The 23,572-nt window shown below is 59.2% G+C and carries 21 protein-coding genes; 10 read left to right on the top strand and 11 right to left on the bottom strand.

Annotated features, from left to right (window positions below):
* Nucleotides 1-25: 25 nt before the first annotated feature.
* From feoC to greB, 5 genes are all read right to left on the bottom strand, one after another.
* A complete protein-coding gene (gene feoC, locus LGM20_RS01760; protein ID WP_004202151.1) occupies nucleotides 26-265 on the bottom strand; it encodes a [Fe-S]-dependent transcriptional repressor FeoC in 240 nt (79 codons plus the stop codon).
* A gap of 9 nt (nucleotides 266-274) precedes the next feature.
* Nucleotides 275-2,593, bottom strand: coding sequence for a Fe(2+) transporter permease subunit FeoB (feoB, locus tag LGM20_RS01765; RefSeq protein WP_032454235.1), 2,319 nt, complete (start codon nucleotides 2,591-2,593; stop codon nucleotides 275-277).
* 28 nt (nucleotides 2,594-2,621) lie between these two features.
* Nucleotides 2,622-2,849, bottom strand: coding sequence for a ferrous iron transporter A (gene feoA, locus LGM20_RS01770; RefSeq protein WP_002920506.1), 228 nt, complete (start codon nucleotides 2,847-2,849; stop codon nucleotides 2,622-2,624).
* A gap of 418 nt (nucleotides 2,850-3,267) precedes the next feature.
* Complete coding sequence (locus LGM20_RS01775) at nucleotides 3,268-5,598, bottom strand: Tex family protein (RefSeq protein WP_044524967.1); 2,331 nt, start codon at nucleotides 5,596-5,598, stop codon at nucleotides 3,268-3,270.
* 101 nt (nucleotides 5,599-5,699) lie between these two features.
* On the bottom strand, nucleotides 5,700-6,173 hold the full coding sequence (gene greB, locus LGM20_RS01780) for a transcription elongation factor GreB (protein WP_002920503.1): 474 nt from the start codon (nucleotides 6,171-6,173) through the stop codon (nucleotides 5,700-5,702).
* A 227-nt stretch (nucleotides 6,174-6,400) separates the two neighbouring features.
* Between greB and ompR the strand changes: the two genes are divergently transcribed.
* Together ompR and envZ are read left to right on the top strand one after the other, a co-directional pair.
* Entirely contained in the window at nucleotides 6,401-7,120 is a 720-nt protein-coding gene (ompR, locus tag LGM20_RS01785; RefSeq protein WP_001157751.1) for an osmolarity response regulator transcription factor OmpR, read from the top strand.
* Nucleotides 7,117-8,472, top strand: coding sequence for a two-component system sensor histidine kinase EnvZ (gene envZ, locus LGM20_RS01790; RefSeq protein WP_044524966.1), 1,356 nt, complete (start codon nucleotides 7,117-7,119; stop codon nucleotides 8,470-8,472). The genes ompR and envZ overlap by 4 nt, the downstream gene beginning before the upstream one ends.
* A gap of 77 nt (nucleotides 8,473-8,549) precedes the next feature.
* On the opposite strand, the gene pckA is transcribed toward envZ, so the two are convergent.
* The 5 genes from pckA to LGM20_RS01815 all read right to left on the bottom strand — a co-directional run bounded on the left by pckA (nucleotide 8,550) and on the right by LGM20_RS01815 (nucleotide 14,706).
* Nucleotides 8,550-10,172: a phosphoenolpyruvate carboxykinase (ATP) gene (gene pckA / locus LGM20_RS01795; protein ID WP_023291202.1), complete on the bottom strand. Its 1,623-nt coding sequence runs from the start codon at nucleotides 10,170-10,172 to the stop codon at nucleotides 8,550-8,552.
* 359 nt (nucleotides 10,173-10,531) lie between these two features.
* Nucleotides 10,532-11,416 carry an Hsp33 family molecular chaperone HslO gene (hslO, locus tag LGM20_RS01800; RefSeq protein WP_017899960.1) on the bottom strand — a complete coding sequence of 295 codons (885 nt, stop codon included), beginning with the start codon at nucleotides 11,414-11,416 and terminating at the stop codon, nucleotides 10,532-10,534.
* Between the two features lie 18 nt (nucleotides 11,417-11,434).
* The gene (gene hslR / locus LGM20_RS01805) at nucleotides 11,435-11,836 is read right to left on the bottom strand and encodes a ribosome-associated heat shock protein Hsp15 (protein WP_044524965.1); all 402 of its coding nucleotides are present in this window, start codon (nucleotides 11,834-11,836) and stop codon (nucleotides 11,435-11,437) included.
* Nucleotides 11,833-12,516 (bottom strand): GMP/IMP nucleotidase, encoded by a 684-nt coding sequence (gene yrfG, locus LGM20_RS01810; protein ID WP_044524964.1) that lies wholly within the window; start codon nucleotides 12,514-12,516, stop codon nucleotides 11,833-11,835. Before yrfG ends, hslR begins: the two co-directional genes overlap by 4 nt.
* A gap of 60 nt (nucleotides 12,517-12,576) precedes the next feature.
* Nucleotides 12,577-14,706: an intracellular growth attenuator family protein gene (locus tag LGM20_RS01815; protein WP_044524963.1), complete on the bottom strand. Its 2,130-nt coding sequence runs from the start codon at nucleotides 14,704-14,706 to the stop codon at nucleotides 12,577-12,579.
* 320 nt (nucleotides 14,707-15,026) lie between these two features.
* Between LGM20_RS01815 and nudE the strand changes: the two genes are divergently transcribed.
* Nucleotides 15,027-15,587 carry an ADP compounds hydrolase NudE gene (gene nudE / locus LGM20_RS01820; protein ID WP_004202164.1) on the top strand — a complete coding sequence of 187 codons (561 nt, stop codon included), beginning with the start codon at nucleotides 15,027-15,029 and terminating at the stop codon, nucleotides 15,585-15,587.
* 53 nt (nucleotides 15,588-15,640) lie between these two features.
* Here nudE and mrcA read toward each other — a convergent pair whose 3' ends face one another.
* Entirely contained in the window at nucleotides 15,641-18,199 is a 2,559-nt protein-coding gene (mrcA, locus tag LGM20_RS01825) for a peptidoglycan glycosyltransferase/peptidoglycan DD-transpeptidase MrcA (RefSeq protein ID WP_032454231.1), read from the bottom strand.
* Nucleotides 18,200-18,317: 118 nt separating this feature from the next.
* On the opposite strand from mrcA, the gene LGM20_RS01830 reads away from it, so the two are divergent.
* The 7 genes from LGM20_RS01830 (at nucleotide 18,318) to aroB (ending at nucleotide 23,542) form a co-directional block, all read left to right on the top strand.
* Nucleotides 18,318-19,118: a type IV pilus biogenesis protein PilM gene (locus LGM20_RS01830; RefSeq protein WP_023291197.1), complete on the top strand. Its 801-nt coding sequence runs from the start codon at nucleotides 18,318-18,320 to the stop codon at nucleotides 19,116-19,118.
* Nucleotides 19,102-19,635 (top strand): PilN domain-containing protein, encoded by a 534-nt coding sequence (locus tag LGM20_RS01835; RefSeq protein WP_044524959.1) that lies wholly within the window; start codon nucleotides 19,102-19,104, stop codon nucleotides 19,633-19,635. The genes LGM20_RS01830 and LGM20_RS01835 overlap by 17 nt, the downstream gene beginning before the upstream one ends.
* The gene (locus tag LGM20_RS01840) at nucleotides 19,625-20,053 is read left to right on the top strand and encodes a HofO family protein (protein WP_044524958.1); all 429 of its coding nucleotides are present in this window, start codon (nucleotides 19,625-19,627) and stop codon (nucleotides 20,051-20,053) included. The genes LGM20_RS01835 and LGM20_RS01840 overlap by 11 nt, the downstream gene beginning before the upstream one ends.
* Nucleotides 20,043-20,423 carry a HofP DNA utilization family protein gene (locus LGM20_RS01845; RefSeq protein WP_023291194.1) on the top strand — a complete coding sequence of 127 codons (381 nt, stop codon included), beginning with the start codon at nucleotides 20,043-20,045 and terminating at the stop codon, nucleotides 20,421-20,423. Before LGM20_RS01840 ends, LGM20_RS01845 begins: the two co-directional genes overlap by 11 nt.
* Nucleotides 20,359-21,600, top strand: a complete 1,242-nt coding sequence (hofQ, locus tag LGM20_RS01850; protein WP_032429004.1) for a DNA uptake porin HofQ — start codon at nucleotides 20,359-20,361, stop codon at nucleotides 21,598-21,600. The genes LGM20_RS01845 and hofQ overlap by 65 nt, the downstream gene beginning before the upstream one ends.
* Before the next feature lie 270 nt (nucleotides 21,601-21,870).
* On the top strand, nucleotides 21,871-22,392 hold the full coding sequence (aroK, locus tag LGM20_RS01855) for a shikimate kinase AroK (RefSeq protein ID WP_002920267.1): 522 nt from the start codon (nucleotides 21,871-21,873) through the stop codon (nucleotides 22,390-22,392).
* A gap of 55 nt (nucleotides 22,393-22,447) precedes the next feature.
* Nucleotides 22,448-23,542 (top strand): 3-dehydroquinate synthase, encoded by a 1,095-nt coding sequence (aroB, locus tag LGM20_RS01860; RefSeq protein WP_044524957.1) that lies wholly within the window; start codon nucleotides 22,448-22,450, stop codon nucleotides 23,540-23,542.
* The last annotated feature ends 30 nt before the right edge of the window (nucleotides 23,543-23,572 follow it).

Consider the following 23,572-nt stretch of genomic DNA (forward strand, 5'->3'; position numbering starts at 1 on the left):
GTGGCGCTGGCAGGCCTTACTCCCTTCATCGCAGCGCCCACCACTCCTGCTGGCACGCCGCTTTCCCTTCAGGACAGCTTTTACAGCTGCCGGAGAGACAGCCCTCGCTGGTTTCGCTGATCCGTACCACCTTACCCATGGCTTCCATGCGTTCGAGCATGGCGTCAATCAGCGGCTGAGGCGTCCGCAGGCGGGCGCTGAGCTGTTTCGCCTCCATGCGGCCCTGCAGGGCCAGCATATCGCGGACTTCCATTAACGACGCCACAGATTCTCCTTAGTGGCAATCGCCAGCCGGGCTGGAACAGCAGGAGGCCGGCGTTTTCCGGGTGGCCAGCAGCGAGACGTCAACCCGGCTGCGCGCCCGACGCAGCAGACCGAAGAGCACCACGTTGAACAATATCACCGCCAGGATACACACCAGGCTGTAGCGCGGATGGTCGCTAAAGCTGACGGTCTGGTAGTAGAGCGTCGAGAGCGAATAGGCGATATTCAGTCCCCACAGAATGGAGAAGGTCATCCAGCCGCGGCTCGATTCGCGGGCGATGGCCCCCATCACCGAGATGCAGGGGATATAGAGAAGAACGAAGATCAGGTAGCTGTAAGCCGCCGCGGCGCTGCCAAATTTACTGCCCATCACGCCCATCGCGCCGGTGGCCATTTCGCCATCGCCTTTGCTGGCTTCGATGGGGTTGGCCAGGACGCTGAGGCTGAAGGTGTCTTTCAGTCCCTGCCATGTTTCGTCGACGGCGGCCAGCAGTTCCTCGCCGAGGCTGAAGGTCTGCGGATTGAACTCCTCGTTTTGGATATCTTCGGCGGTATAGAGGGTGTTCAGCGTACCGACCACCACCTCCTTCGCCATTGCGCCGGTAAACAGGCCCACGGTGGCCTGCCAGTTATCTTCATGCACGCCGATCGGCTTAAACAGCGGAGTAATGACCCGGCTCACCGAGGCCAGCGCGGAGTCGTTGATGTTGTCGACGACCTTACCGCTCAGCGAGAAGCTGTTCAGCGCGCTGAGGAAGATGCTGACAATGACGATCACCTTCCCGGCGCGCAGCACAAAGCCTTTCAGGCGCTGCCAGGTCTGGATAATCAGGCTCTTAATATGCGGGACGTGGTACACCGGCAGCTCCATCACGAACGGCGAGGCTTCGCCGCGCATAATGGTGTGCTTCAGCATCAGGCCGGTGAGAATGGCCATCACAATGCCCAGCACGTAGAGCGAGAAGACCGCCAGCGCGCCGTTCTGACCAAAGAAGGCGGCCGCGAAGACGGCGAAGATCGCCAGCCGCGCGCCGCAGGACATAAACGGCGCCATCATAATGGTCATCAAACGTTCGCGCGGGGCGTCGAGGGTGCGGGCGCCCATCACCGACGGCACGTTGCAACCGAAACCGACAATCAACGGGACAAAGGATTTCCCCGGCAGGCCGAGAGCTTGCATCAGGCGGTCCATGACAAAGGCGGCGCGCGCCATGTAGCCGGAGTCCTCGAGGAAGGAGAGGAACAGATACATCATGCCGATCTGCGGCACCAGCGGCAGTACGGTGTTGATACCGCCGCCGATCCCCTGGGCGAGGAAGACGGTCAGCCAGTCCGGGAAGTGCAGGGTGTAACCCAGCCATTGAATACCGTGAATAAAGACCGCGACCGAGCCGGCGTCGAAAATCGGCTGCAGCGCGCCGCCGATGTTGATGGCCAGCAGGAACATCAGGTACATAACAAAGAGAAAAATCGGCAACCCGAGGAAGCGGTTGAGGATCACTTTGTCCATCGCCGCGGTGAAGCGGCTTGGCTCGGCGGTCAGGGTGTTACTGACGGCGTCGCAAATGGCGGCGATGGTCTGATAGCGCGCGTCAGCGATATGCAGAGCCGGGTCGTCGATCTCGTCGCTGAGATTCGCCAGGGCGATATCCAGTTTATCGGCGGCGTCGCCGGCATAGGCCCGGCTGTAGATGTCGCCCTCCAGCATCTGCAGACCGAGCCAGCGCCGCTGCCGGGCCGGGATCTGCGCTGACATCTGCTGCGCCAGCAGGTCGGCTTCGCGCAGCAGCGGCTGTGGATAGTGGACCAGCTCGATATCGCTGTTCGCCTGATGACGGTCGAGGGCAATCTTCAGCGCTTCGATCCCGCGTCCGCGGGTCGAAACCAGCGGAATGACCGGGCAGCCGAGGCGTGCGGCGAGGGCATCGATATCGATACGCACCTGCTGCTTTTCGGCAATATCCAGCATGTTCAGCGCCACGACGCAGGGGATCCCCAGCTCGAGCAGCTGCAGCGTCAAATAGAGGTTTCGCTCGAGGTTGGAGGCGTCGACCACGTTAATCAGCATGTCGGCGTCGCCGCTGAGGATGTAGTGGCAGGCGATCTGCTCGTCCAGCGAGGTTTGCGAAGAGATGGTGGTCAGAGAGTAGGTTCCCGGGAGGTCGACCAGCGTGACCTGGTGGTCAGTGGTGGCGAACACGCCCTCTTTACGCTCAACGGTGACCCCGGCCCAGTTGCCTACGCGCTGGCGGGCGCCGGTCAGCTGATTAAACAGGGTAGTCTTGCCGGAATTAGGATTACCAATTAAACCAACGGTTAATTTTTTCATATTTCAAACTCTTGTGCCGGGTCAGCCGTTATTGTGCAACCGCTTCCAGTTCGATTAAGGCGAGATCTTTTTTGCGTAATACCAGACTGACGCGTCGGGTTTCAATATGAACAGGATCGCCGAGCGGCGCCACGCGCACCACATGAAAAGAGGATCCGGGCAGCATGCCGAGGGAGAGCAATTTCTGACGGTATGCTGGGCTAATATCGCGGGAAAATCCGGTAATTTTCCACGCACTATCAGGTGTGAATTGCATAGGGCCTACTTGTCTATCGCTAACCGAAGAAGAATTTTCCGGACGCCTGGAGGCAGTTGCGCCGGGGACCGTAGCCAACGAAAAAGAAAAAACATTCTGCAAGCGATGATAATGAGAATGGTTTTTATCATCAATACATATGATGCGCTTTATGCCATTTTTAAAGTGAAATTCACCTTTTTATTGATATGCCGCAAAGTCCGCCTGTGATCGAAAATATTCGAAATATTATTTCGTCGCTCTAATGTTTAATTAAGGTTTCTTAAGTTAACGAAATGAAAATATTAATTTCGCTATCTGCCCGGCGCGGAATAAATGCAGGTTATCAGAAATAACTGAGAGCCATTTGCGCGAAAAGGCGGCTATAGGTCAGTGACAATGAAAAGGAAAACTGCCCCTGAAAAGGGGCAGGGAGGGATTAGCGTTTTTTACCCATCGCCGCGGCGAGGGCATCCATCATCGCGCTGTTGCCGGCAGGCTGCGCGTCGCGACCGCGGGGTTTGGCGGCTTTCGCGGCCGGGCGATTGCCCTGCGGGCGATCCTGACCGCCGCCGCGGCGGGCGTTGCTGTCGCCCGGCTGCTCGTCGAGACGCATGGTCAGGGCGATACGCTTACGCGGCAGATCGACTTCCATGACCTTGACCTTCACGATGTCGCCCGCTTTCACCACCGTATGCGGGTCTTCAACGAACTTGTTCGAAAGGGAAGAGATATGCACCAGGCCGTCCTGGTGAACGCCGATATCAACAAACGCGCCGAAGTTGGTGACGTTGGTCACCGCGCCTTCGAGGATCATCCCCGGCAGCAGGTCGTTCATAGTCTCCACGCCGTCGGCGAACTGAGCGGTTTTGAACTCAGGACGCGGGTCGCGGCCCGGTTTTTCCAGCTCTTTGATGATGTCGGTAACGGTCGGTACGCCGAACTTCTCATCGGTGAAATCGACGGCTTTCAGGTTCCGTAGCTCGCTGCTGTTGCCCATCAGATCTTTCAGCGCCTGCTGAGTGGCGGCCAGAATGCGCTCGACCACCGGATAGGCTTCCGGGTGAACGGTGGAGGCGTCCAGCGGGTTGTCGCCGTGGTTGATACGCAGGAAGCCGGCGCACTGTTCAAAGGCTTTCGGCCCCAGACGGCTGACCTTCAGCAGCTGCTGACGGTTCTGGAACTGGCCGTTCTCGTCGCGCCAGGCGACGATGTTCTGCGCCATCATGCGGGTCAGGCCGGCAACGCGGGTCAGCAGCGGCACGGAGGCGGTGTTCAGGTCAACGCCGACGGCGTTCACGCAGTCTTCCACCACCGCGTCCAGCTTACGCGCCAGCTGGGTCTGGCTGACATCATGCTGATACTGACCGACGCCGATGGATTTCGGGTCGATTTTCACCAGCTCGGCCAGAGGATCCTGCAGACGGCGGGCGATGGAGACCGCGCCGCGCAGCGACACGTCGAGGTCCGGGAACTCCTGCGCCGCCAGCTCGGAGGCGGAGTAAACGGAAGCCCCGGCTTCGCTGACGATCACCTTCTGGGCGGTGACCTTCGGGAACTGCTTCTGCACGTCGAGGAAGAAACGCTCGGTTTCACGCGAGGCGGTACCGTTGCCGATGGCCACCAGCTCAACGTTGTATTTCTCACACAGCGCGGCGACGGCGACGGCCGCTTTGGCGGCCTGGCCGGTGTGGGGGTAAATGGTATCCGTCGCCACCAGTTTGCCGGTACCGTCAACCACGGCCACTTTCACCCCGGTGCGCAGACCCGGGTCAAGGCCCATGGTGGCGCGCAGCCCGGCGGGCGCGGCCATCAGCAGGTCGTGCAGGTTGCGGGCGAAGACGTTAATGGCTTCGTCTTCGGCGCGCTCGCGCACGGTGCCCATCAGCTCGGTTTCGAGGTGCATCAGGACTTTGATCCGCCAGGTCCAGCTGACGACGCCTTTACGCCAGCTGTCCGCCGGGGCGTTGTTCAGGCGCAGGCCCAGGTGGTCGATAATAATCTGCTCGCCGTGGCTCTCTTTCGGCGGCTCGTCAAACTGCGGGTCGGCGTTTAAAGAGAGCTGCAGGACGCCTTCATTGCGGCCGCGGAACATCGCCAGCGCACGATGCGACGGCACGGCGGCGATCGGTTCGTGGTGATCGAAGTAGTCGCGGAATTTGGCGCCTTCCTCTTCTTTGCCGCTGACGACGGTGGAAACCAGGTGGGCGTTTTTCCACAGATAGTCACGGACCTTCGCCAGCAGCGCGGCGTCTTCGGCAAAACGCTCCATCAGAATATAGCGCGCGCCATCCAGCGCCGCTTTGCTGTCGGCCACGCCTTTATCGGCGTCAATATATTTTGCGGCTTCCGTTTCCGGATCGTGGGACGGTTCGTTCCACAGCAGGTCAGCCAGCGGCTCCAGCCCGGCTTCGATGGCGATCTGTCCGCGGGTACGGCGCTTCGGCTTGTACGGCAGGTAGAGGTCTTCCAGTTCGGTTTTGCTGAGCGTGGTAGTGATGGCTTTTTCCAGCGCGTCGGTCAGTTTGCCCTGTTCAGCGATGGATTTGAGGATCGCCTGACGACGGTCTTCGAGTTCGCGCAGGTAGCCGAGGCGGGTTTCCAGATTACGCAGCTGCGTGTCATCCAGACCGCCGGTGACTTCTTTACGATATCGTGCAATAAACGGCACGGTGTTCCCTTCATCAAGCAGGCGAACGGCAGCTTCTACCTGTTCGGCTCTGGCCTGAAGTTCACCCGCAATAATGCGGCAGAGCGAATCATTCATCATGGCTTTTAATTCATCTTTAGGGTCAAAAAAACAGGGACTAGTTATACGGACTGGCGGCTAAAAATGCCAGCCGCGCCCGGCGTCTCTCGGAAAGTTCTTGTCTATTTTACGTATTCGATCTCGTTGACATACCAGCTGGCTTCCCCCGCCGGCGTGTTAACGATGGCCAGATCGCCGACCTCTTTTTTTAACAGCGCGCGCGCCATCGGCGAGTCGATGGAGATATAGTCTTTGCGGCCAAAAATTTCATCGTAACCGACGATGCGAAAGCGCTTGATATCGCCTTCATCGTTTTCAATTTCTACCCAGGCGCCGAAGAAGACTTTGCCCTCCTGCTGCGGGGAGTAATCGACGATCTTTAACTGTTCCAGACATTTGGTCAGATAGCGGACCCGGCGATCGATCTCGCGCAGGCGCTTTTTGTTGTACTGGTAATCCGCGTTCTCGCTGCGGTCGCCAAGGCTGGCGGCCCAGGTCACCTTTTTGGTCACTTCCGGGCGCTCCTGGCGCCACAGGTAGTCCATCTCCTGCTTCAGTTTTTCATATCCCTCGCGGGTGATCAGCGGCGTTTTCATCGTGAGTTCAACCTTCTGACAGTCTGTCGTTGCGCACAATTTGCAGCGCGCAATAATACCGACAGGATAAATACTGTGTCTTATGATTAAATGTATACTTAACCTGCTGTTAAATATGCTTTGTAACAATTTAGCCTGGAATGTATACCAGATTTAGCTGGTGAGCGCGCCGGGCTTTTTTGAGAATACGCACTGACTATTGCAGTGAACCTTTGGGAGTACAAACAATGCAAGAGAATTATAAGATTCTGGTTGTGGATGACGACATGCGCCTGCGTGCGCTGCTCGAACGTTATCTGACCGAGCAGGGCTTCCAGGTTCGTAGCGTGGCGAACGCCGAACAGATGGATCGTCTGTTAACCCGCGAATCCTTCCACCTGATGGTGCTGGATCTGATGCTGCCCGGGGAAGATGGTCTCTCGATTTGCCGCCGTCTGCGCAGCCAGAGCAACCCGATGCCGATCATTATGGTGACGGCGAAAGGCGAAGAGGTCGATCGGATCGTGGGCCTGGAGATCGGGGCTGACGACTATATTCCGAAGCCGTTCAACCCGCGCGAACTGCTGGCCCGCATCCGCGCGGTGCTGCGCCGTCAGGCGAACGAGCTGCCGGGCGCGCCGTCGCAGGAAGAGGCGGTTATCGCCTTTGGTAAATTCAAACTGAATCTGGGCACCCGCGAAATGTTCCGTGAAGACGAGCCGATGCCGTTGACCAGCGGCGAGTTCGCGGTCCTGAAGGCGCTGGTGAGCCATCCTCGTGAGCCGCTGTCGCGCGATAAGTTAATGAACCTCGCTCGCGGCCGCGAATACTCTGCGATGGAGCGTTCCATCGACGTACAGATCTCCCGCCTGCGCCGCATGGTGGAAGAGGACCCGGCGCATCCGCGCTATATCCAGACCGTCTGGGGTCTGGGCTACGTCTTCGTCCCGGACGGCTCTAAGGCATGAAACGCGTGCGCTTTTCGCCGCGCAGCTCCTTTGCTCGCACGCTGCTCCTGATCGTCACCTTGCTGTTCGTCAGCCTGGTGACGACCTATCTGGTGGTACTGAATTTCGCGATCCTGCCGAGCCTCCAGCAGTTTAATAAAGTATTGGCCTACGAAGTGCGTATGCTGATGACCGATAAGCTGCAGCTGGAGGATGGCACCCAACTGGTGGTGCCCCCGGCGTTTCGTCGTGAAATTTATCGCGAGCTGGGGATTTCGCTCTATTCCAATGAAGCGGCGGAAGACGCAGGCCTGCGCTGGGCGCAGCATTATGAATTCTTGAGCCAGCAGATGGCTCATCAACTTGGCGGCCCCACTGAGGTGCGGGTGGAGGTCAATAAAAGCTCCCCCGTGGTGTGGCTGAAGACCTGGCTGTCGCCCAATATCTGGGTGCGGGTGCCGCTGACCGAGATCCATCAGGGCGACTTCTCGCCGCTGTTCCGCTATACCCTGGCGATCATGCTGCTGGCGATAGGCGGCGCCTGGCTGTTTATCCGAATTCAGAACCGCCCGCTGGTGGATCTGGAGCATGCGGCGCTGCAGGTTGGGCGCGGCATTATCCCGCCGCCGCTGCGCGAGTACGGCGCCTCTGAGGTGCGATCGGTGACCCGCGCCTTCAACCACATGGCCGCGGGCGTGAAGCAGCTGGCCGACGACCGTACGCTGCTGATGGCCGGGGTCAGCCATGATTTACGTACTCCGCTGACCCGCATTCGTCTGGCCACCGAGATGATGGGCGAGCAGGACGGCTATCTCGCGGAGTCGATCAACAAAGATATCGAAGAGTGCAACGCCATCATCGAGCAGTTTATCGACTACCTGCGCACCGGGCAGGAGATGCCGCTGGAGCTGGCGGATCTGAATGCGGTGCTGGGGGAAGTGATCGCTGCGGAGAGCGGCTATGAGCGGGAGATCGCCACCGCCCTGCAGGCCGGCGAAATTCCGGTACGCATGCATCCTCTGTCTATCAAGCGCGCGCTGGCGAATATGGTGGTCAACGCGGCCCGCTATGGCAATGGCTGGATCAAGGTCAGCAGCGGCAGCGAAGCGAGCCGGGCGTGGTTCCAGGTTGAAGATGACGGACCGGGGATTAAACCTGAGCAGCGGGAGCACCTGTTTCAGCCGTTTGTGCGCGGCGACAGCGCCCGCAGCACCAGCGGAACCGGGCTGGGGCTGGCGATTGTTCAGCGTATTATCGACAATCACAACGGCCGGCTGGAGATTGGCTCCAGCGAACGCGGCGGGTTACTGATCCGCGCCTGGCTGCCGGTGCACCGGGCGCTGACGCCGATGAAACCGGCCAAAGAGAGCTGATCGCGCCCGCGGTTGGCTGGTCAAAACGTTGCGCAATAAAAAGCCGGGCAAGCCCGGCTTTTTCATCTCTGCGTCCGTTAGCGCTGCGGCCCTGCCGCCACCAGCGCGGCGCCCGCTGGCGTATCGGTATACTTCTCAAAGTTCTCAATAAACAGCTTCGCCAGCTGGTCGGCTTTTTCCTGCCACTGCTCCGGGGAACCATAGGTGCTGCGCGGATCGAGGATCTGGGTATCGACACCCGGGAGCGCCGTCGGGATCTGCAGATTAAACATCGGCAGGGTAAAGGTCTCCGCGTTGTCCAGCGAGCCATTGAGGATGGCGTCGATGATGGCGCGGGTATCTTTAATCGAGATGCGCTTGCCGGTGCCGTTCCAGCCGGTATTGACCAGATAAGCCTGCGCGCCAGCCGCCTGCATACGTTTGACCAGCACTTCGGCGTACTGCGTCGGATGCAGCGACAGGAAGGCGGCGCCGAAGCAGGCGGAGAAGGTTGGCGTGGGTTCGGTCACGCCGCGCTCGGTGCCGGCCAGTTTGGCGGTAAACCCGGACAGGAAATGGTACTGCGTCTGATCGGCGGTCAGGCGGGAGACCGGCGGCAGTACGCCGAACGCATCGGCCGTCAGGAAGATCACTTTGGTGGCGTGACCCGCTTTGGAGACCGGTTTGACGATATTATCGATATGGTCGATGGGGTAGGAGACGCGGGTGTTTTCGGTTTTTGAACCGTCATCGAAATCGATTGTGCCGTCGGCGCGCACCACCACGTTTTCCAGCAGGGCGTTGCGGCGGATGGCGTGATAGATATCCGGCTCGGCCGCTTCAGAGAGCTTGATGGTCTTGGCGTAGCAGCCCCCTTCGAAGTTAAACACCCCATCGTCATCCCAGCCATGTTCGTCATCGCCAATCAGGCGGCGTTTCGGATCGGTGGAAAGGGTGGTTTTGCCGGTGCCTGAGAGGCCGAAGAAAATGGCGACATCGCCTTTCTCGCCGACGTTGGCAGAACAGTGCATGGAGGCGATGCCCTTCAGCGGCAGCAGGTAGTTCATGATCGAGAACATCCCTTTCTTCATTTCGCCGCCGTACCAGGTGCCGCCGATCAGCTGAATGCGCTCGGTGAGGTTGAAAGCGATGAAGTTTTCCGAATTCAGGCCCTGCTCTTTCCACTGCGGGTTGGTGCACTTCGCGCCGTTCATCACGATGAAGTCGGGCGCGAATTCCGCCAGCTCTTCGTCGCTCGGGCGAATGAACATGTTCTTCACGAAGTGCGCCTGCCAGGCCACTTCGGTAATGAAACGTACGCTGAGACGGGTATCGGCGTTAGCGCCGCAGAAGGCGTCGACGATAAACAGGCGTTTACCGGACAGCTGCTGTGTCACCAGCCCTTTCAGATGCTGCCAGGTTTCCTGCGAAAGCGGCTTGTTGTCGTTTTTACCCTTGCCTTTATCGGACCACCAGACGGTATCGCGGGTGGTGTCGTCGCGCACGAGGTACTTATCTTTCGGAGAACGACCGGTAAAAATGCCCGTGTCGACGGCGATAGCACCCAGACTGGTTAATACGCCACGTTCGTAGCCTTCCAGGTTGGGGTCGAGCTCTTCCTGAAACAACATGTCGTAGCTGGGGTTGTGGACGATATCCTGAACGTCATTGATACCATAAGCCTTGAGATCCTGCGGGGTTAAACCATGATTAACGCGCATGTCACTGCTCCTTAGCCAAGATGTACTGCTGTAAATTGTAGGGTTTATTACCGGGTATTGACCGCGACCAGGCTCATAGATTTACGTATCTCGACATTCCGCAGAATGACGAATAAAACGGTGACTCCTGTCACGAAGTGAAGTGGATTATCTCAGGAAATGGCCGGATGGTGGGGTTAGATGTTTCTCAATGGTTAAAAAGTAATTAAAAAAACTGCTGAAATGTGAATGTAATCGCTTTCCTGGAATAAAATTACGTAACTCTTTCAGCGAGAATCGATTCAACTCGTGAATAAATAAAAGTCAGGCACCGGGCGACAAACCACATCGCCGCCCGGTGCCTGAAGAAGAAGTGAGGATTAATGGACCTGCGGGTCGGCCGGAGAGGCGTTGTTACGGATCTCGGCGATGTCCATGGCGTTGAAGATATAGTGGTTACCGCAGTAGTCGCAGTGCATATCAATCTCGCCTTCGTCGGCAAGGATGCTATCTATCTCTTCGTCCGGCAGCGTCTTCAGCGCGCCGGCGCAGCGTTCGCGGGAGCAGGTGCACTTGAACTCCACGCTTTGCGGATCGTAGACCGTGACTTCTTCTTCATGGTACAGACGCCACAGCACATCGTTCGCCGGCAGGGTGAACAGCTCTTCCGCCTTGATGGTCTCGGTGAGCGTCGCCAGGTGCTCAAAGTCGGCAGTCTGGGCATCCTGGGCCGGCATCACCTGCAGCAGCATCCCGCCCGCCATCGGCTGGCCTTCATGTTCGCCGGTGCGGATGATAAGGCGCGTCGGCAGCTGCTCTGAACGCTGGAAGTAATCTTCCAGGCAGGCGGCCAGCGTATCGCCTTCCAGACCGACCACGCCCTGATAGCGCTCACCCTCTTCCGGGGAGATGGTAATGACCAGATAACCGTTGCCGACCATCGCTTTTAGATCCGCATCGTCCGCAATCTCGCCCTGCACGCGCGCGACGCCGCGCAGCTGCTGCTGGTTATTGCCGTTGATCACCGCCAGCTGTAAAGGCCCATCGCCCTGCAGCTGCACGGTAATGTCGCCGGCAAACTTCAGGGTCGCAGTCAGCAGACTGGTGGCGACCAGCAGCTCCGCCAGCACCGTTTTCACCGGCTGGGGATAAGTGTGATTCGCCAGTATCTGTTCCAGGGTTTCCGACACCGTCACCAGCTCGCCGCGCACGGCATAGTTTTCAAACAGATAACGATGTAATTGATCGTGTTGAGTCATAATCATCTCTCTTTCTGGCGCGAGTTACTCACTCTCGCCGTGTTTAAATCTCATCAGGTCGCGGCGCTCTTTCTTGTCCGGACGTCTGTCAGGGTGCGGCATGGTCAGGGCGTTCATTTTGCGCGCCAGGGCCATTTTTTCACGCTTCTCAATACTCTCCGCCGTCTCTTCATACAGGGTGACGGCTTCGCTTGCCGGGCGGCGCTGCTCGGTGATACCGACGATGCGCACCGTCCGCTCGTCGTTGCCCTGACGCAGCGTCAGCATGGCGTCCAGTTCGACGATTTTCCCTGGTTTGCTGCGTTGTCCGTTGTAATGCACCTTGCCGCCTTCAATCATCTCCCGCGCCAGCGCGCGGGTCTTGTAAAAGCGGGCGGCCCAAAGCCATTTATCCAGTCTGACGGTGTCGGCAGGCTTCTCTTTCATCGCCTCTCCTTCGGGGTAAGCGAAGGGATCAGTCGTCGGTAATCATTCAGCCCCGGATGGCGCAGATACTGCTTTTCCGCCAGCCCGGAGTCGGGATTGGTAATGCCCAGGCAGTAGCGAATGCCAAACTCCCTCGCGGCATCCAGAATCGCCTCGCTGTCGTCGACAAACAGCGTTTTATGCGCCTCAAGGCCGGTTTCCTCCGCCACGGCGCGCCACAGACGCTGATCCTCTTTCGGATAACCAAATGTGTGGGTGGAAAGTAATAAATCAAGGTGCGCATCCAGGCCGGTGTGTTTGAGTTTCACCGCCAGATTGTGGGGATGGGCATTGGTCAACAGAATACGTCGCTTACCGCTGGCCTTGAGCGCATCAAGGAACGGCACGGTATCCTCACGCAGCGTGGCGCGCGGACCCTGTTCGCTGGTCATCGCACAAATATCCAAACCCAGGCGCTCGCTCCAGTAATCCAGACAGTACCAGTTTAGCGTATGCTGCACGGCATGATACTCCTGGTGCATGGCCTCTTTCGCCTGTTGCAGATTGAGGTCGCGGGCGGCCCCCCAGGTTTCCGGCACCAGCGTTTGCCAGAAATAGTTATCGAAAGCGAGATCCAGGAGCGTGCCGTCCATATCCAGCAGAACGGTATCGACCTCCTGCCAGGCGATATCAAAATGCATGATGACTCTCCAGCGAGCGGGAAATGGGCGACAGGGTATCACACCCTGCCGCCGGGGAAATTAATCTTGCGGGTCAGACGAGGGGAGCAGCACCGGGTTCAGGCAGCTTTCGTAATATTTCTGAATCTCTTCCATACGCTGGCGATGGCGTTGATAACGACGCAGCGCCTGCACGCCGTGGTAAGCCATGCATCCCACCATCGACAGCAGCAGAAGAGTGATGCCCAGATAGCGCCACAGGCCGCTGCGGTCGGGAATGCGGTGCAGGTTGATATGCTGGGTGCCGTTGGCGTCAGTAAACAGATTGGTGACGATCCCTTCGGCATGGAAGGGAGTATGCATCAGCATACCGGCCAGCCGCCGCAGTTCGCCCCATTGCTCATGCGCCGGGTAATCATACAGGCTTACCGCCGGCCACGGCTGATTGACCAGCACGCTGCCCTCGTCGCTGGCGATGAGGAAGCCGCCCGGGGCCGGGCTGTTGAGCGCCTGCGCCGCTCGCGAGGTTTCACGCATTACAAAGGGGGCGGTTGAGGTGGTCACCAGATTCTCCAGCGACTCGGCGCTGACTGGTCGCAGGAGCACGTTCACGCCATCCAGTTTCCCGGCGGACGCGCGCTTGGTTAAGGTCTCCCAGTTACGGGTATTGCCGAGATTAACCAGCGCATTCTTCAGGCGCAGGCAATCATCTTTTGCCGAGCAGAGATCGTTGGTTTTCTGAACGATATCGCCGAAATCATCCAGCAGCACCATGCCAGATTTCTGAATGGCGGAGCGCAGCGCCGGGCTGACGCGGGAGTCGTCGTCGGTTTCCGGGTGCAGCTGACGCTGGACGGACTCCATCAGGGCGGTCGCTTTGCTGACAATGTCAGACTCCGGCAGCGGCAGAGGAGGGGCATCGTTCCACACAATCTGCGAACAATCGAAAGGCAGGAACGGCGAATCCTCTTTGGCCGTCCAACTGCCTGGCGTGCGGATGTTGCACATCCCGGTACCGGTCAGGCGCAGCGTATCGCCAATGCGCACATGGGCCTTTTCCAGCTGGCTGACGGTCGTGGCTTCAATCGTCTGCGCCCCCTTCAGCCACGACAGGGTGAACTTAAACGGCATATTCAGCGGTACGCTGGCCCATAGCATGATCACCACCACCAGGGCGCCGGCGGCGATAATCGCGCTGCGCAGCCAGTACTGCAGCGGGAAATTTTTCACTTCATCATGAAGCGACAAGTAGCGTCCCTGACGGGCCACATGGCGGTTGAGATAGATATCAATATCGGTCTGCTGTCCGAGGTCCTGGGCGATCCAGGGCTGCCAGTGGCGCGGATAGATGAGATCGATAATGCCCAGCGAGATATTATTGATATGTTCCTGATCGTTTTCGCCGAACAGCCCCCAGCGCTTCGGGACGCCGCGCAGGCAGTGGATTTCGCGCAGCGCGGCGCGGCGCGGCGGGGCATAGATCCCCCACAGGCCGGCGGCGAGCAGCAGCAAACCGGCGGCCACCAGCCACGGGGTAAAGACGGCTGGCCCAATCAGGCTGAAATAAAAGACCAGGAAAGAGGCGACGATCAGGATCGCTTCCCGCAGACCGTCCGGGCGATTCAGGGCGTGCTCTTCCGGGCTTTCCCGCCGGATCTGCCGCAGCTCTACCTGTTCGCTCTCTTCGCCGCGAATCGAGGCCTGGGTGGCCGAGGCGCGTTCCAGAGCGTAGCTTTGCGCTTCCTGACGATAGTCGCTCAGGGTATGACCGTTAAGGGTGATAACCAGCGGCAGGCTGTCGGTGGGGATCAGCTCGACGCTGTTTTCATCGTTGATATGCTGTTCCCAGAACGGCGGCAGATGTACCTCCACCGAATCGAGAAAATAGCGCCATTTATTCGGCGCGTCGGTGGTGATCCCGTAGCGGGTGATGGCTCGCGTCAACCCATAGACGGTATCGCTCTGTTCGTTTAGCGCCAGAGCGACGGGCGCGCTGGTGGCGCCGGACGCGGGCAGCTGCTGGGCGCGGCTCAGTTCGGCAAGATACTTTTCGATGGCCTGGCGCTCATCGGCAGGGAGCGGCCGCGTGGTGGCATCGCTAAAGGCGTGCAGTAGGGGGAGCCGGCGGCGTCTGGCGTGCGTGCGATACCACCATCCAATGAGCAATACGCAGATTAGCAGAGCTGTAAGGAATATCAGAAAGGTGCCCATGCCCATCCCATCATAGTTATATTTTTCTTACGAAATCGTCGGTGAACGTGAAGACTAACGTCAAGCTGCAGTGTTAGCGGCGCACCTGCTTGCAGGGTAGTGAATATGTCATGCAGCAGTGTATAAGCTTACCAAAAACGTTAAAGCGCAGAAATCGGTAAATTCTCAAACAGAATTCAAGCTATTGACTTTTTTATCTTTATTACTTTCACCTTTGCAGGGAAAAGGTTACAACTCTGTAAATAAGTGGCGATTTGGATTGCCGAAAGCGTGTTGCGTATCGCACAATGACTGCTTAATCACAGCATAGACCGATGACAATGAGCAAATCATTACAAAAACCCACCATTCTCAATGTTGAAACTGTCGCCCGTTCGCGCCTCTTTAATGTCGAAAGCGTCGATCTGGAATTCAGCAACGGTGTGCGTCGCGTTTATGAACGTATGCGGCCTTCCACCCGCGAAGCGGTAATGATTGTGCCGATTGTGGATGATCATATTATTTTGATTCGCGAGTATGCCGTCGGGACGGAATCCTACGAGCTGGGCTTCTCCAAAGGGCTGATTGATCCGGGTGAAACCGTGGATGAAGCGGCCAATCGCGAGCTGAAAGAAGAGGTTGGCTTCGGCGCCAATAAGCTGACGTTCCTGAAGAAGCTCAGTATGGCTCCCTCTTACTTCTCCAGCAAAATGAATATCCTGGTGGCGGAAGATCTCTATCCGGAGTCGCTGCCGGGCGATGAGCCCGAGCCGCTGCCGCAGGTGCGCTGGCCGCTGGCGCAGCTGATGTCGCTGCTGGATGAAGAAGATTTTAACGAGGCCCGCAACGTCAGCGCGCTGTTTTTAGTGCGGGAATGGCTGCAGGCCCAGGGCCGACTCTGAACGAGCGTTTACGCTAAGCAGCAATAAAAAAGCGCCCGCAGGCGCTTTTTTTGTCAGAACAGCTCGTGGGTTTCACCGCCGCCGTCCGTCAAGGTGGTGCCCACCTCATGGACCGCCTGCTGCGTGGGCTGGGTACCCTCAATAAAGTATTCCGCCCGGCTGTTGCCCCCGTTCGCCAGCTGACCGGTGCTGCGATCGATATTCACCGTGACGATTCCCGGCGGCGGCGTTAACGGCTCTTCCGCAACGCCTTCCAGCACGCTCTTCATAAAGCTGTCCCAGGCCGGTTGGGCGCTTTTGGCGCCGCCTTCGTAGCCGGAGATCTGATCTTTAATCGCCCCTGACGCGGTGGTCCGGCCAAGATCGCGACGATGATCGTCAAAGCCGATCCAAACCGAGGTCACCACGCCCGGCCCGTAGCCTGAGAACCAGGCGTCCTTCGAGCTGTTGGTGGTTCCGGTTTTGCCGCCGATATCATGCCGCTGCAGATCCCGTCCGGCGCGCCAGCCGGTTCCCATCCAGCCCGGTTCGCCAAAGATGTTGCTGTTCAGCGCGCTCTTGATCAGGAAGGCCAGCGGGGTATTGATCACATGCGGCGCGTATTCCTGGGCGCCGCTCTGCGCCACCAGTGACTGATTGGCCTGCTCCAGCTGCGGCTGCGGCGGCACGTTGCCATTCTGCGGTTCCGTCGAGGTGGCGACATCTTCCACATCTTTGTTTTCCAGCACATTGGATTTTGGCGTATCGCCGTAAATCACCGGTAAATCACACTGCGGGCAGGCGATTTTCGGGCGCTCCTCGAAGAGGACCCCACCCTGATCATTCTCAATCTTACTGATAAAGAACGGGTTGACCAGGAAGCCGCCGTTGGCCATCACCGAATACCCGCGGGCGACCTGCAGAGGCGTAAATGAGGCGGAGCCCAGCGCCAGCGATTCGGTGTGGACAATGTTTTGCGCCGGGAAACCAAAGCGCTGCAGATACTCGGCGGCATAGTCAACGCCCATGGCGCGCATGGCGCGCACCATTACCACGTTTTTCGACTGCCCCAGGCCCTGGCGTAAACGAATCGGACCGGCATACTGCGGCGGCGAGTTTTTCGGCCGCCAGTCGGAGCCGGCCCCGGCGTCCCAGCGCGAGATTGGCACATCGTTGAGCATGCTTGCCAGAGTTAAGCCTTTATCCATCGCAGCGGTGTAGAGGAACGGCTTGATGTTGGAGCCGACCTGGCGCAGCGCCTGGGTGGCGCGGTTAAACTTGCTCTGGTTAAAGTCAAACCCACCGACAAGGGCAATAATCGCGCCGTTTTGCGGGTTAATGGAGACCAGCGCCGAGTTGACGTCCGGGACCTGCGACAACCACCAGCTGTCACCCACTTTGCGAACCCAGATCTGCTGCCCGGCCTGCACGACGTCGTTGACTTTACGCGGAGTCGCTCCCTGCTGCGTATCGGAGATAAAGCGACGAGCCCAGCGCACGCCGTCCATCGTCAGTGAAACGGAGTCGCCGTTAGCCAACAGCGCGACGGCCTCCTGGGCATTCGCGGAGGTGACCACCGCAGGAGAAAGCGGGCCTAAGCCAGGCTGGCGCTTCAGGGCGTCGACGATCTTTTTCGCCTCCCACGGCGTTTCGCCGACCTTCCACAGCACGCTGGCCGGGCCGCGGTAGCCGTGACGCATATCGTAATCCAGCACGTTATTGCGGACCGCCTGCTGGGCCGCCTGCTGGTTTTTGCGGGTAATCGTGGTGTACACCCGGTAGCCATCTTCATAGGCCTGCTCGCCATAGCGATTCACCATCTCCTGGCGCACCATTTCGCTCAGATAAGGCGCTGAGAAGGCGATTTTCGGCGCGTGGTAGCTGGCGTCGATGGGTTCGCTGCGCGCTTCATCGTATTGCGCCTGGGTGATGTACCCCTCGCTCAGCATACGCGACAGCACCACGTTGCGACGGGCTGTGGCGCGATCCATCGAATAGAGCGGGTTAAAGGTGGACGGGGCTTTCGGCAGACCGGCAATCACCGCCATTTCGCTGAGGGTCAGCTGGTCGATAGGTTTGCCAAAATAGACCTGCGCCGCGGCGCCGACGCCATAGGCGCGGTAGCCGAGGTAAATCTTGTTCAGATACAACTCAAGGATTTCATCTTTGTTCAGCAGCTGCTCGATGCGGATGGCCAGAAAGGCCTCTTTAATCTTACGCATCAACGTCTTCTCGGGGCTGAGGAAGAAGTTACGCGCTAACTGCTGGGTGATGGTGCTGGCGCCCTGCGAGGCGTGGCCTGAGAACATCGCCACGCTGGCGGCGCGGAAAATACCCACCGGATCGACGCCGTGATGCTCATAGAAACGACTGTCTTCGGTGGCGATAAACGCTTTCACCAGCTCGGGGGGAATTTGCTGCAACGTTACAGGGATACGGCGCTTTTCGCCGTACTGCGCAATAAGCTCACCGTCGGCGCTATAGACCTGCATCGGGATCTGCAAACGCACATCCTTCAGGGTTGCGACGTCGGGGAGTTGCGGCTCTATGTATTTGTAGAGGCCAAAAATCGAGCCTGCTCCCAGCAGTACGCAACAGACTGCAAGGATCAATAGATACTTTACGAACTTCACCGGTGTTTTCCCATTTAGTTTTATTTGGGCAGTTTATAAACAAACGCGCGGTAGTATAAAGGCAAGCCAGGTGCATTGATATAGCCGGACAGTTTTGCCGGATAAGGAGATCGTAAGCATGGCTTTCAGAAACTGGCGGATCGGAATGCATATCCAACAGGATAGCATTGCCATTGTCGCGCTACTGCATGAGCGCTCACACTGGGCACTGCGCCGCTGGTGGCGCATTCCGCTGCCGCCAGGTCTGGTGCGGCAGGGGATGGTGGCGGACGTTAGCGCCCTCGGCTCACGGCTGGCCGCCTGGCGGCGGGAGCTACCGGCGCAGCATCAGATCAGTATCGCCTTTCCCGCGGCTCGCACGCTGCAAAAACGCCTGCCTTATCCCCAGTTCGCCCTGCGAGAGCGGGAACAGGCGACGTGGATAGCCAGCGCCATGACCCAGCAGCTGGCGATGCCCGCCTCCTCTCTATGTATTGATTATGCGCCCACCTCGCGGGATGACGGCTGGCAGGTGACGGCGGCGCAGCGGCTGGATATCAATGTTCTGCGGGAGCTGGCAGGGCGGCTGCGGCTGCGGGTGGCGGCCATCGTACCGGATGCCAGCGCGCTCGGCGCCTTTTTCCCCTGGATGACGGCAGCAGAGCAAGGCCTGGCGTGGCGGGATGAAAAGTACTGGCTATGGGCGACCCAGGAGGCCTGGGGCTGTGACGCCTGCGATGCGATAGGGTCCTTAAGCCAGCTGGCGGGGCAACTTCAGGTTCCTTTGCGCCTGTGCGCTGATGCGGGCGACGAGGCCAGTCGTTTTGATGTCTGGCAGGTGGTTCACCGCCGGCAGCCTCCGCTGCCAGCCGACGGCGATCGCTACGCCATTGCCCTTGGGCTGGCGCTGGGAGGCGGGCGCCATGACGCATGTCGTTAATCTTCTCCCCTGGCGTGACCTGCGTCGCCGCCAGCGCCTGCGCTACGCCCTGTTGTTAGCCACCGGTATCGTGCTGCTGGTGGGGACGACTCTGCAGGCGGGGCGAACAGCGGGTCTACAGCGCGACGCCCTGGCGAGGATCCACACGACAGCCGACGCAGCGTTGCTCGCCTCACTCAAACAGCGCGAACAGGCGATGCGCGAGGCATGGCAGCAGCATCAACGCCAGCGCGAGCAGCGCCAGCGCAGATCGACGATCGCCGCCTGGCAACCCCGACTAATGGCGCTCGCGGCAGGCCTGCCCGCTCAGGCATGGCTGACGCGGCTGGAGTACCAGGGGGCGCGCCTGACGCTGGATGGCCTGGCCCTCAACCTGCAGGCGCTGGCCCGGGTGGAGGCTGCTCTGGCCAGCGTCGCGGGATTCGCGCCGGCTAAAACCGGCGGAACGCAGCGCGACGCCGAGGGGCGCTGGCGGTTCAGTTTTACCCTGTCGGGAGCGCGCGCCGATGCGGATTAACACCCGGCGCACCCGGGCGGGGCTGTTGATCCTGCTCGCGATGGGGCTGATGGGGGGCGGCGTGGCGCTCTGGCGCGATGCCCCCCAGCCGCTGGCGGCGCTGTCCCGCGATGGCGCTCTGCAAACGCAGTGGCGGCGGATCATGGCGCTGCGCATCCCCGCCGGTGAAAGTTCCGGGGAACGCATCGACAAGCAGCCGTTCTCGCCCATCGCCATTCCGCTCGCCGGCGCGAAGCTAATCGCCTGGCATCCGCAGGGGAGCGGCGGTGAGATGGCGCTGACTCTCTCCTGGCCGACGGTACCCGCCCTGTTCTCATGGCTGGCGCGCTGCGGGATGAACCCGCGTTCGTTCTCGCTGGAGCGCGAGGGGCAGGCGCTGCGCATGCGGCTGCAGCTGGAGGCGGAAGATGGGCGGTAAATGCTGGATTTTGCTGTGGTTGCCGCTGTCGCTGCTGGCGGCCGGGCGCGATCCTTTCCTGCCGGTTGAAGATCCTTGCCGCACGGCGCAGCTGTCGCAATGGCGCTATGGCGGCGCGGCCGGCGATGGCGCAGGCTGGACGGGGTTTTTGCAGGATGGAAGCGGCATGTGGCGACGGGTACGCCTGGATGAGCAATTGCCCACGGGCTGGCGGGTGAGTCGGCTGACGGCCGGCGAGCTGGACATCGTCACGCCTCCGGGATGTGAACCGCCAGCGTGGCGCTGGCAACGTGAAGGAAAACAAGATGATGCGATGGATAAGCCTGCTGCTTCTGCTGCTACCGCTGGCGGTGGTCGCCGCGCGAAATGACAAGCCGGTTTCGCTGGTCGTTGACGACGCGCCAGTGGCCCAGGTGCTGCAAGCCCTGGCCGAAATGAACCATAAGAACCTCGTTGTCGCACCGGACGTCAGCGGCACGCTCTCCCTGCGCCTGCAGAAGGTCCCCTGGACCCAGGCGCTGCGGGCAGTGGCGGATAGCGCAGGCCTCTCTTTGCAACAGCAGGGGACGGTCATCTACGCGCATACGCAGGCCTGGCAAAAAGCCAATCTGGCGCAGCGCGAAGCTGAACAGGCGAAACGTCTGCAGAACCTGCCGCTGCTGGCGGAGAGCGTGACGCTGCACTATGCCGATGCCGAGGAGCTGGCTAAAAGCGGCGGTAAGTTGCTTAGCGCCCGGGGAAACCTGATGGCGGACAAGCGGACCAATCGGCTGCTGATCCGCGATGATGCGCGGCATCTGCCGGCGCTGAAGGCCTGGGCGCAGGAGATGGATCTGCCGGTCGGACAGGTGGAGCTGGCCGCCCATATCGTGTCGATGAGCGAAACCAGCCTGCGTGAACTGGGGGTGAAGTGGCGGCTGGCGGAGGCTGAAAGCACCCCGGGATCCGGGCACATCACCACCCTAAGCAGCGATGTGTCGGTCAACGATGCCAGCACCCGCGCAGGCTTTAACATCGGCAAAATTAACGGGCGCTTGCTTGAGCTGGAGCTTTCCGCGCTGGAGCGCAAGCAGCAGGTCGAGATTATCGCCAGTCCTCGTTTGCTCGCCTCCCATATGCAGCCCGCCAGCATCAAGCAGGGGAGCGAGATCCCCTATCAGGTCTCCAGCGGTGAAAGCGGCGCCACGTCGGTGGAGTTTAAAGAGGCGGTGCTGGGCATGGAGGTGACGCCGACGGTGCTGCAGCAGGGGAGAGTGCGGTTGAAGCTGCGAATAAGCGAGAACACGCCAGGCCAGGTGCTGAAGCAGGATAACGGCGAGGCGCTGGCCATTGATAAACAGGAGATCGAGACCCTGGTGGAAGTCCGCAGCGGCGAGACCCTGGCATTGGGCGGCATCTTTTCGCAGAAAAACAAAACCGCCCGCGACAGCGTCCCGCTGCTTGGCGATATCCCGGTGCTGGGGCGTCTGTTTCGCCGCGACGGGAAAGATAATGAACGCCGTGAACTGGTTGTCTTTATTACGCCACGGATTCTGGCAGTACGTTAAGCAGGTTTTTCATGCTAAACACGTTTCAGGTGTTTGACGTGAGGACGGATTTAGCATACAAGGGGTACCGATTTGAGAGTCGGGTACGACATCAATCCTCCCTTTATTGTCCGGCGATTTTATTCAGTTGCCAAACCAGCCGGAGTATTGAGATAATTTTTAGTCTGACTCTCGCTCTATTGCATATGAGGTTTCAGTTCATGCCCTGCGGCGCTGGGTGTCTGCGAAGCGGGTTTATCATTAACGAATAGTCTTAGTAGTACCGAAAAAATGGCAGAGAAACGCAATATCTTTCTGGTTGGGCCTATGGGTGCCGGCAAAAGCACTATTGGGCGCCAGTTAGCCCAACAGCTCAACATGGAATTTTACGATTCTGATCAAGAGATTGAGAAACGCACTGGCGCTGATGTGGGCTGGGTCTTCGATGTTGAAGGCGAAGAAGGCTTCCGCGACCGTGAAGAAAAAATTATCAATGAGTTGACGGAAAAACAGGGGATTGTGCTGGCGACTGGCGGCGGCTCTGTAAAATCCCGTGAAACGCGTAACCGTCTCTCCGCCCGCGGCGTGGTGGTCTACCTGGAAACAACGATCGAGAAGCAGTTGGCCCGTACGCAGCGCGATAAAAAGCGTCCTTTGCTACAAGTCGATGCGCCGCCTCGTGAAGTACTGGAAGCGCTGGCTGACGAGCGTAACCCGCTGTATGAAGAGATCGCCGATGTGACTATCCGCACAGACGATCAGAGTGCGAAAGTCGTCGCGAACCAGATTATTCATATGCTGGAAAGCAACTGATTCTGGCTTAATAAAAGTGCGTCAGAGTAAAAGTCATTGAGGTGGATGTCGCGTTATGGAGAGGCTTACTGTTACCCTCGGGGAACGTAGTTACCCGATTACCATCGCGGCTGGTTTGTTTAACGATCCAGCTTCCTTCCTGCCACTCAAGTCGGGCGACCAGGCTATGCTGGTCACCAACGAAACGCTGGCGCCGCTTTATCTGGATACCGTCCGCTCTGCGCTGGAGCAGGCAGGGGTCAACGTTGACAGCGTGATCCTGCCCGACGGCGAGCAGTATAAAAGCCTGGCGGTGATGGATACCGTATTTACCGCGCTGTTACAAAAACCCCATGGCCGCGACACCACGCTGGTGGCGCTCGGCGGCGGTGTTATCGGTGATTTAACCGGTTTCGCCGCGGCAAGCTATCAGCGCGGCGTGCGTTTTATCCAGGTCCCTACCACCTTGCTGTCGCAGGTCGACTCGTCGGTCGGCGGCAAAACCGCAGTGAACCACCCTCTCGGCAAAAACATGATTGGCGCCTTCTGGCAGCCGGTTTCCGTGGTGGTTGATCTTAACTGTCTGAAGACGCTTCCGAAGCGCGAACTCGCTTCCGGACTGGCTGAGGTCATCAAGTATGGGGTGATCCTCGACGGCGCATTCTTCAGCTGGCTGGAAAACAACATTGATGCCCTGCTGGCGCTGGATGAAAAGGCCATGGCGTACTGCATTCGCCGTTGCTGTGAGCTGAAAGCGGAAGTTGTGGCTGCCGACGAGCGTGAAACCGGGTTACGTGCTTTACTCAATCTTGGACATACCTTCGGCCATGCTATCGAGGCTGAAATGGGCTACGGTAACTGGCTGCACGGCGAAGCGGTGGCGGCAGGTATGGTGATGGCGGCGCATACGTCCGAGCGGCTGGGGCAGTTCCGCGCGCAGGATACTCAGCGCCTTATCGATCTGCTCAAGCGTGCAGGTTTACCGGTACGCGGCCCGCAGGAAATGAGTGCGCAGGCGTATTTGCCCCATATGATGCGCGATAAGAAAGTACTGGCTGGCGAAATGCGGCTGGTGCTCCCGCTCGCAATAGGAAGCAGCGAGCTGCGCGGCGGAGTGCCGCATGATGTGGTTCTTGGCGCGATTGCTGATACTCAGCAGGCGCAACAATAAGAAGGTCTGGCCGCGTTCGCGCGGCGTTAT

This window comes from Klebsiella quasipneumoniae subsp. quasipneumoniae (assembly GCF_020525925.1).
Classification (GTDB): Bacteria; Pseudomonadota; Gammaproteobacteria; order Enterobacterales; family Enterobacteriaceae; genus Klebsiella; species Klebsiella quasipneumoniae.

Excerpts from the sequence above, each read along its gene's own strand:
- yrfG (WP_044524964.1), bottom strand. The coding sequence starts at position 12,516 with ATGCATTTTGATATCGCCTGGCAGGAGGTCGATACCGTTCTGCTGGAT.
- LGM20_RS01830 (WP_023291197.1), top strand. The coding sequence starts at position 18,318 with ATGGCTTTCAGAAACTGGCGGATCGGAATGCATATCCAACAGGATAGC.
- LGM20_RS01845 (WP_023291194.1), top strand. The coding sequence starts at position 20,043 with ATGGGCGGTAAATGCTGGATTTTGCTGTGGTTGCCGCTGTCGCTGCTG.
- ompR (WP_001157751.1), top strand. The coding sequence starts at position 6,401 with ATGCAAGAGAATTATAAGATTCTGGTTGTGGATGACGACATGCGCCTG.
- LGM20_RS01775 (WP_044524967.1), bottom strand. The coding sequence starts at position 5,598 with ATGATGAATGATTCGCTCTGCCGCATTATTGCGGGTGAACTTCAGGCC.
- LGM20_RS01835 (WP_044524959.1), top strand. The coding sequence starts at position 19,102 with ATGACGCATGTCGTTAATCTTCTCCCCTGGCGTGACCTGCGTCGCCGC.
- feoA (WP_002920506.1), bottom strand. The coding sequence starts at position 2,849 with ATGCAATTCACACCTGATAGTGCGTGGAAAATTACCGGATTTTCCCGC.
- feoB (WP_032454235.1), bottom strand. The coding sequence starts at position 2,593 with ATGAAAAAATTAACCGTTGGTTTAATTGGTAATCCTAATTCCGGCAAG.
- aroB (WP_044524957.1), top strand. The coding sequence starts at position 22,448 with ATGGAGAGGCTTACTGTTACCCTCGGGGAACGTAGTTACCCGATTACC.
- LGM20_RS01840 (WP_044524958.1), top strand. The coding sequence starts at position 19,625 with ATGCGGATTAACACCCGGCGCACCCGGGCGGGGCTGTTGATCCTGCTC.
- greB (WP_002920503.1), bottom strand. The coding sequence starts at position 6,173 with ATGAAAACGCCGCTGATCACCCGCGAGGGATATGAAAAACTGAAGCAG.
- envZ (WP_044524966.1), top strand. The coding sequence starts at position 7,117 with ATGAAACGCGTGCGCTTTTCGCCGCGCAGCTCCTTTGCTCGCACGCTG.
- aroK (WP_002920267.1), top strand. The coding sequence starts at position 21,871 with ATGGCAGAGAAACGCAATATCTTTCTGGTTGGGCCTATGGGTGCCGGC.
- LGM20_RS01815 (WP_044524963.1), bottom strand. The coding sequence starts at position 14,706 with ATGGGCACCTTTCTGATATTCCTTACAGCTCTGCTAATCTGCGTATTG.
- hofQ (WP_032429004.1), top strand. The coding sequence starts at position 20,359 with ATGATGCGATGGATAAGCCTGCTGCTTCTGCTGCTACCGCTGGCGGTG.
- pckA (WP_023291202.1), bottom strand. The coding sequence starts at position 10,172 with ATGCGCGTTAATCATGGTTTAACCCCGCAGGATCTCAAGGCTTATGGT.
- nudE (WP_004202164.1), top strand. The coding sequence starts at position 15,027 with ATGAGCAAATCATTACAAAAACCCACCATTCTCAATGTTGAAACTGTC.
- hslO (WP_017899960.1), bottom strand. The coding sequence starts at position 11,416 with ATGATTATGACTCAACACGATCAATTACATCGTTATCTGTTTGAAAAC.
- hslR (WP_044524965.1), bottom strand. The coding sequence starts at position 11,836 with ATGAAAGAGAAGCCTGCCGACACCGTCAGACTGGATAAATGGCTTTGG.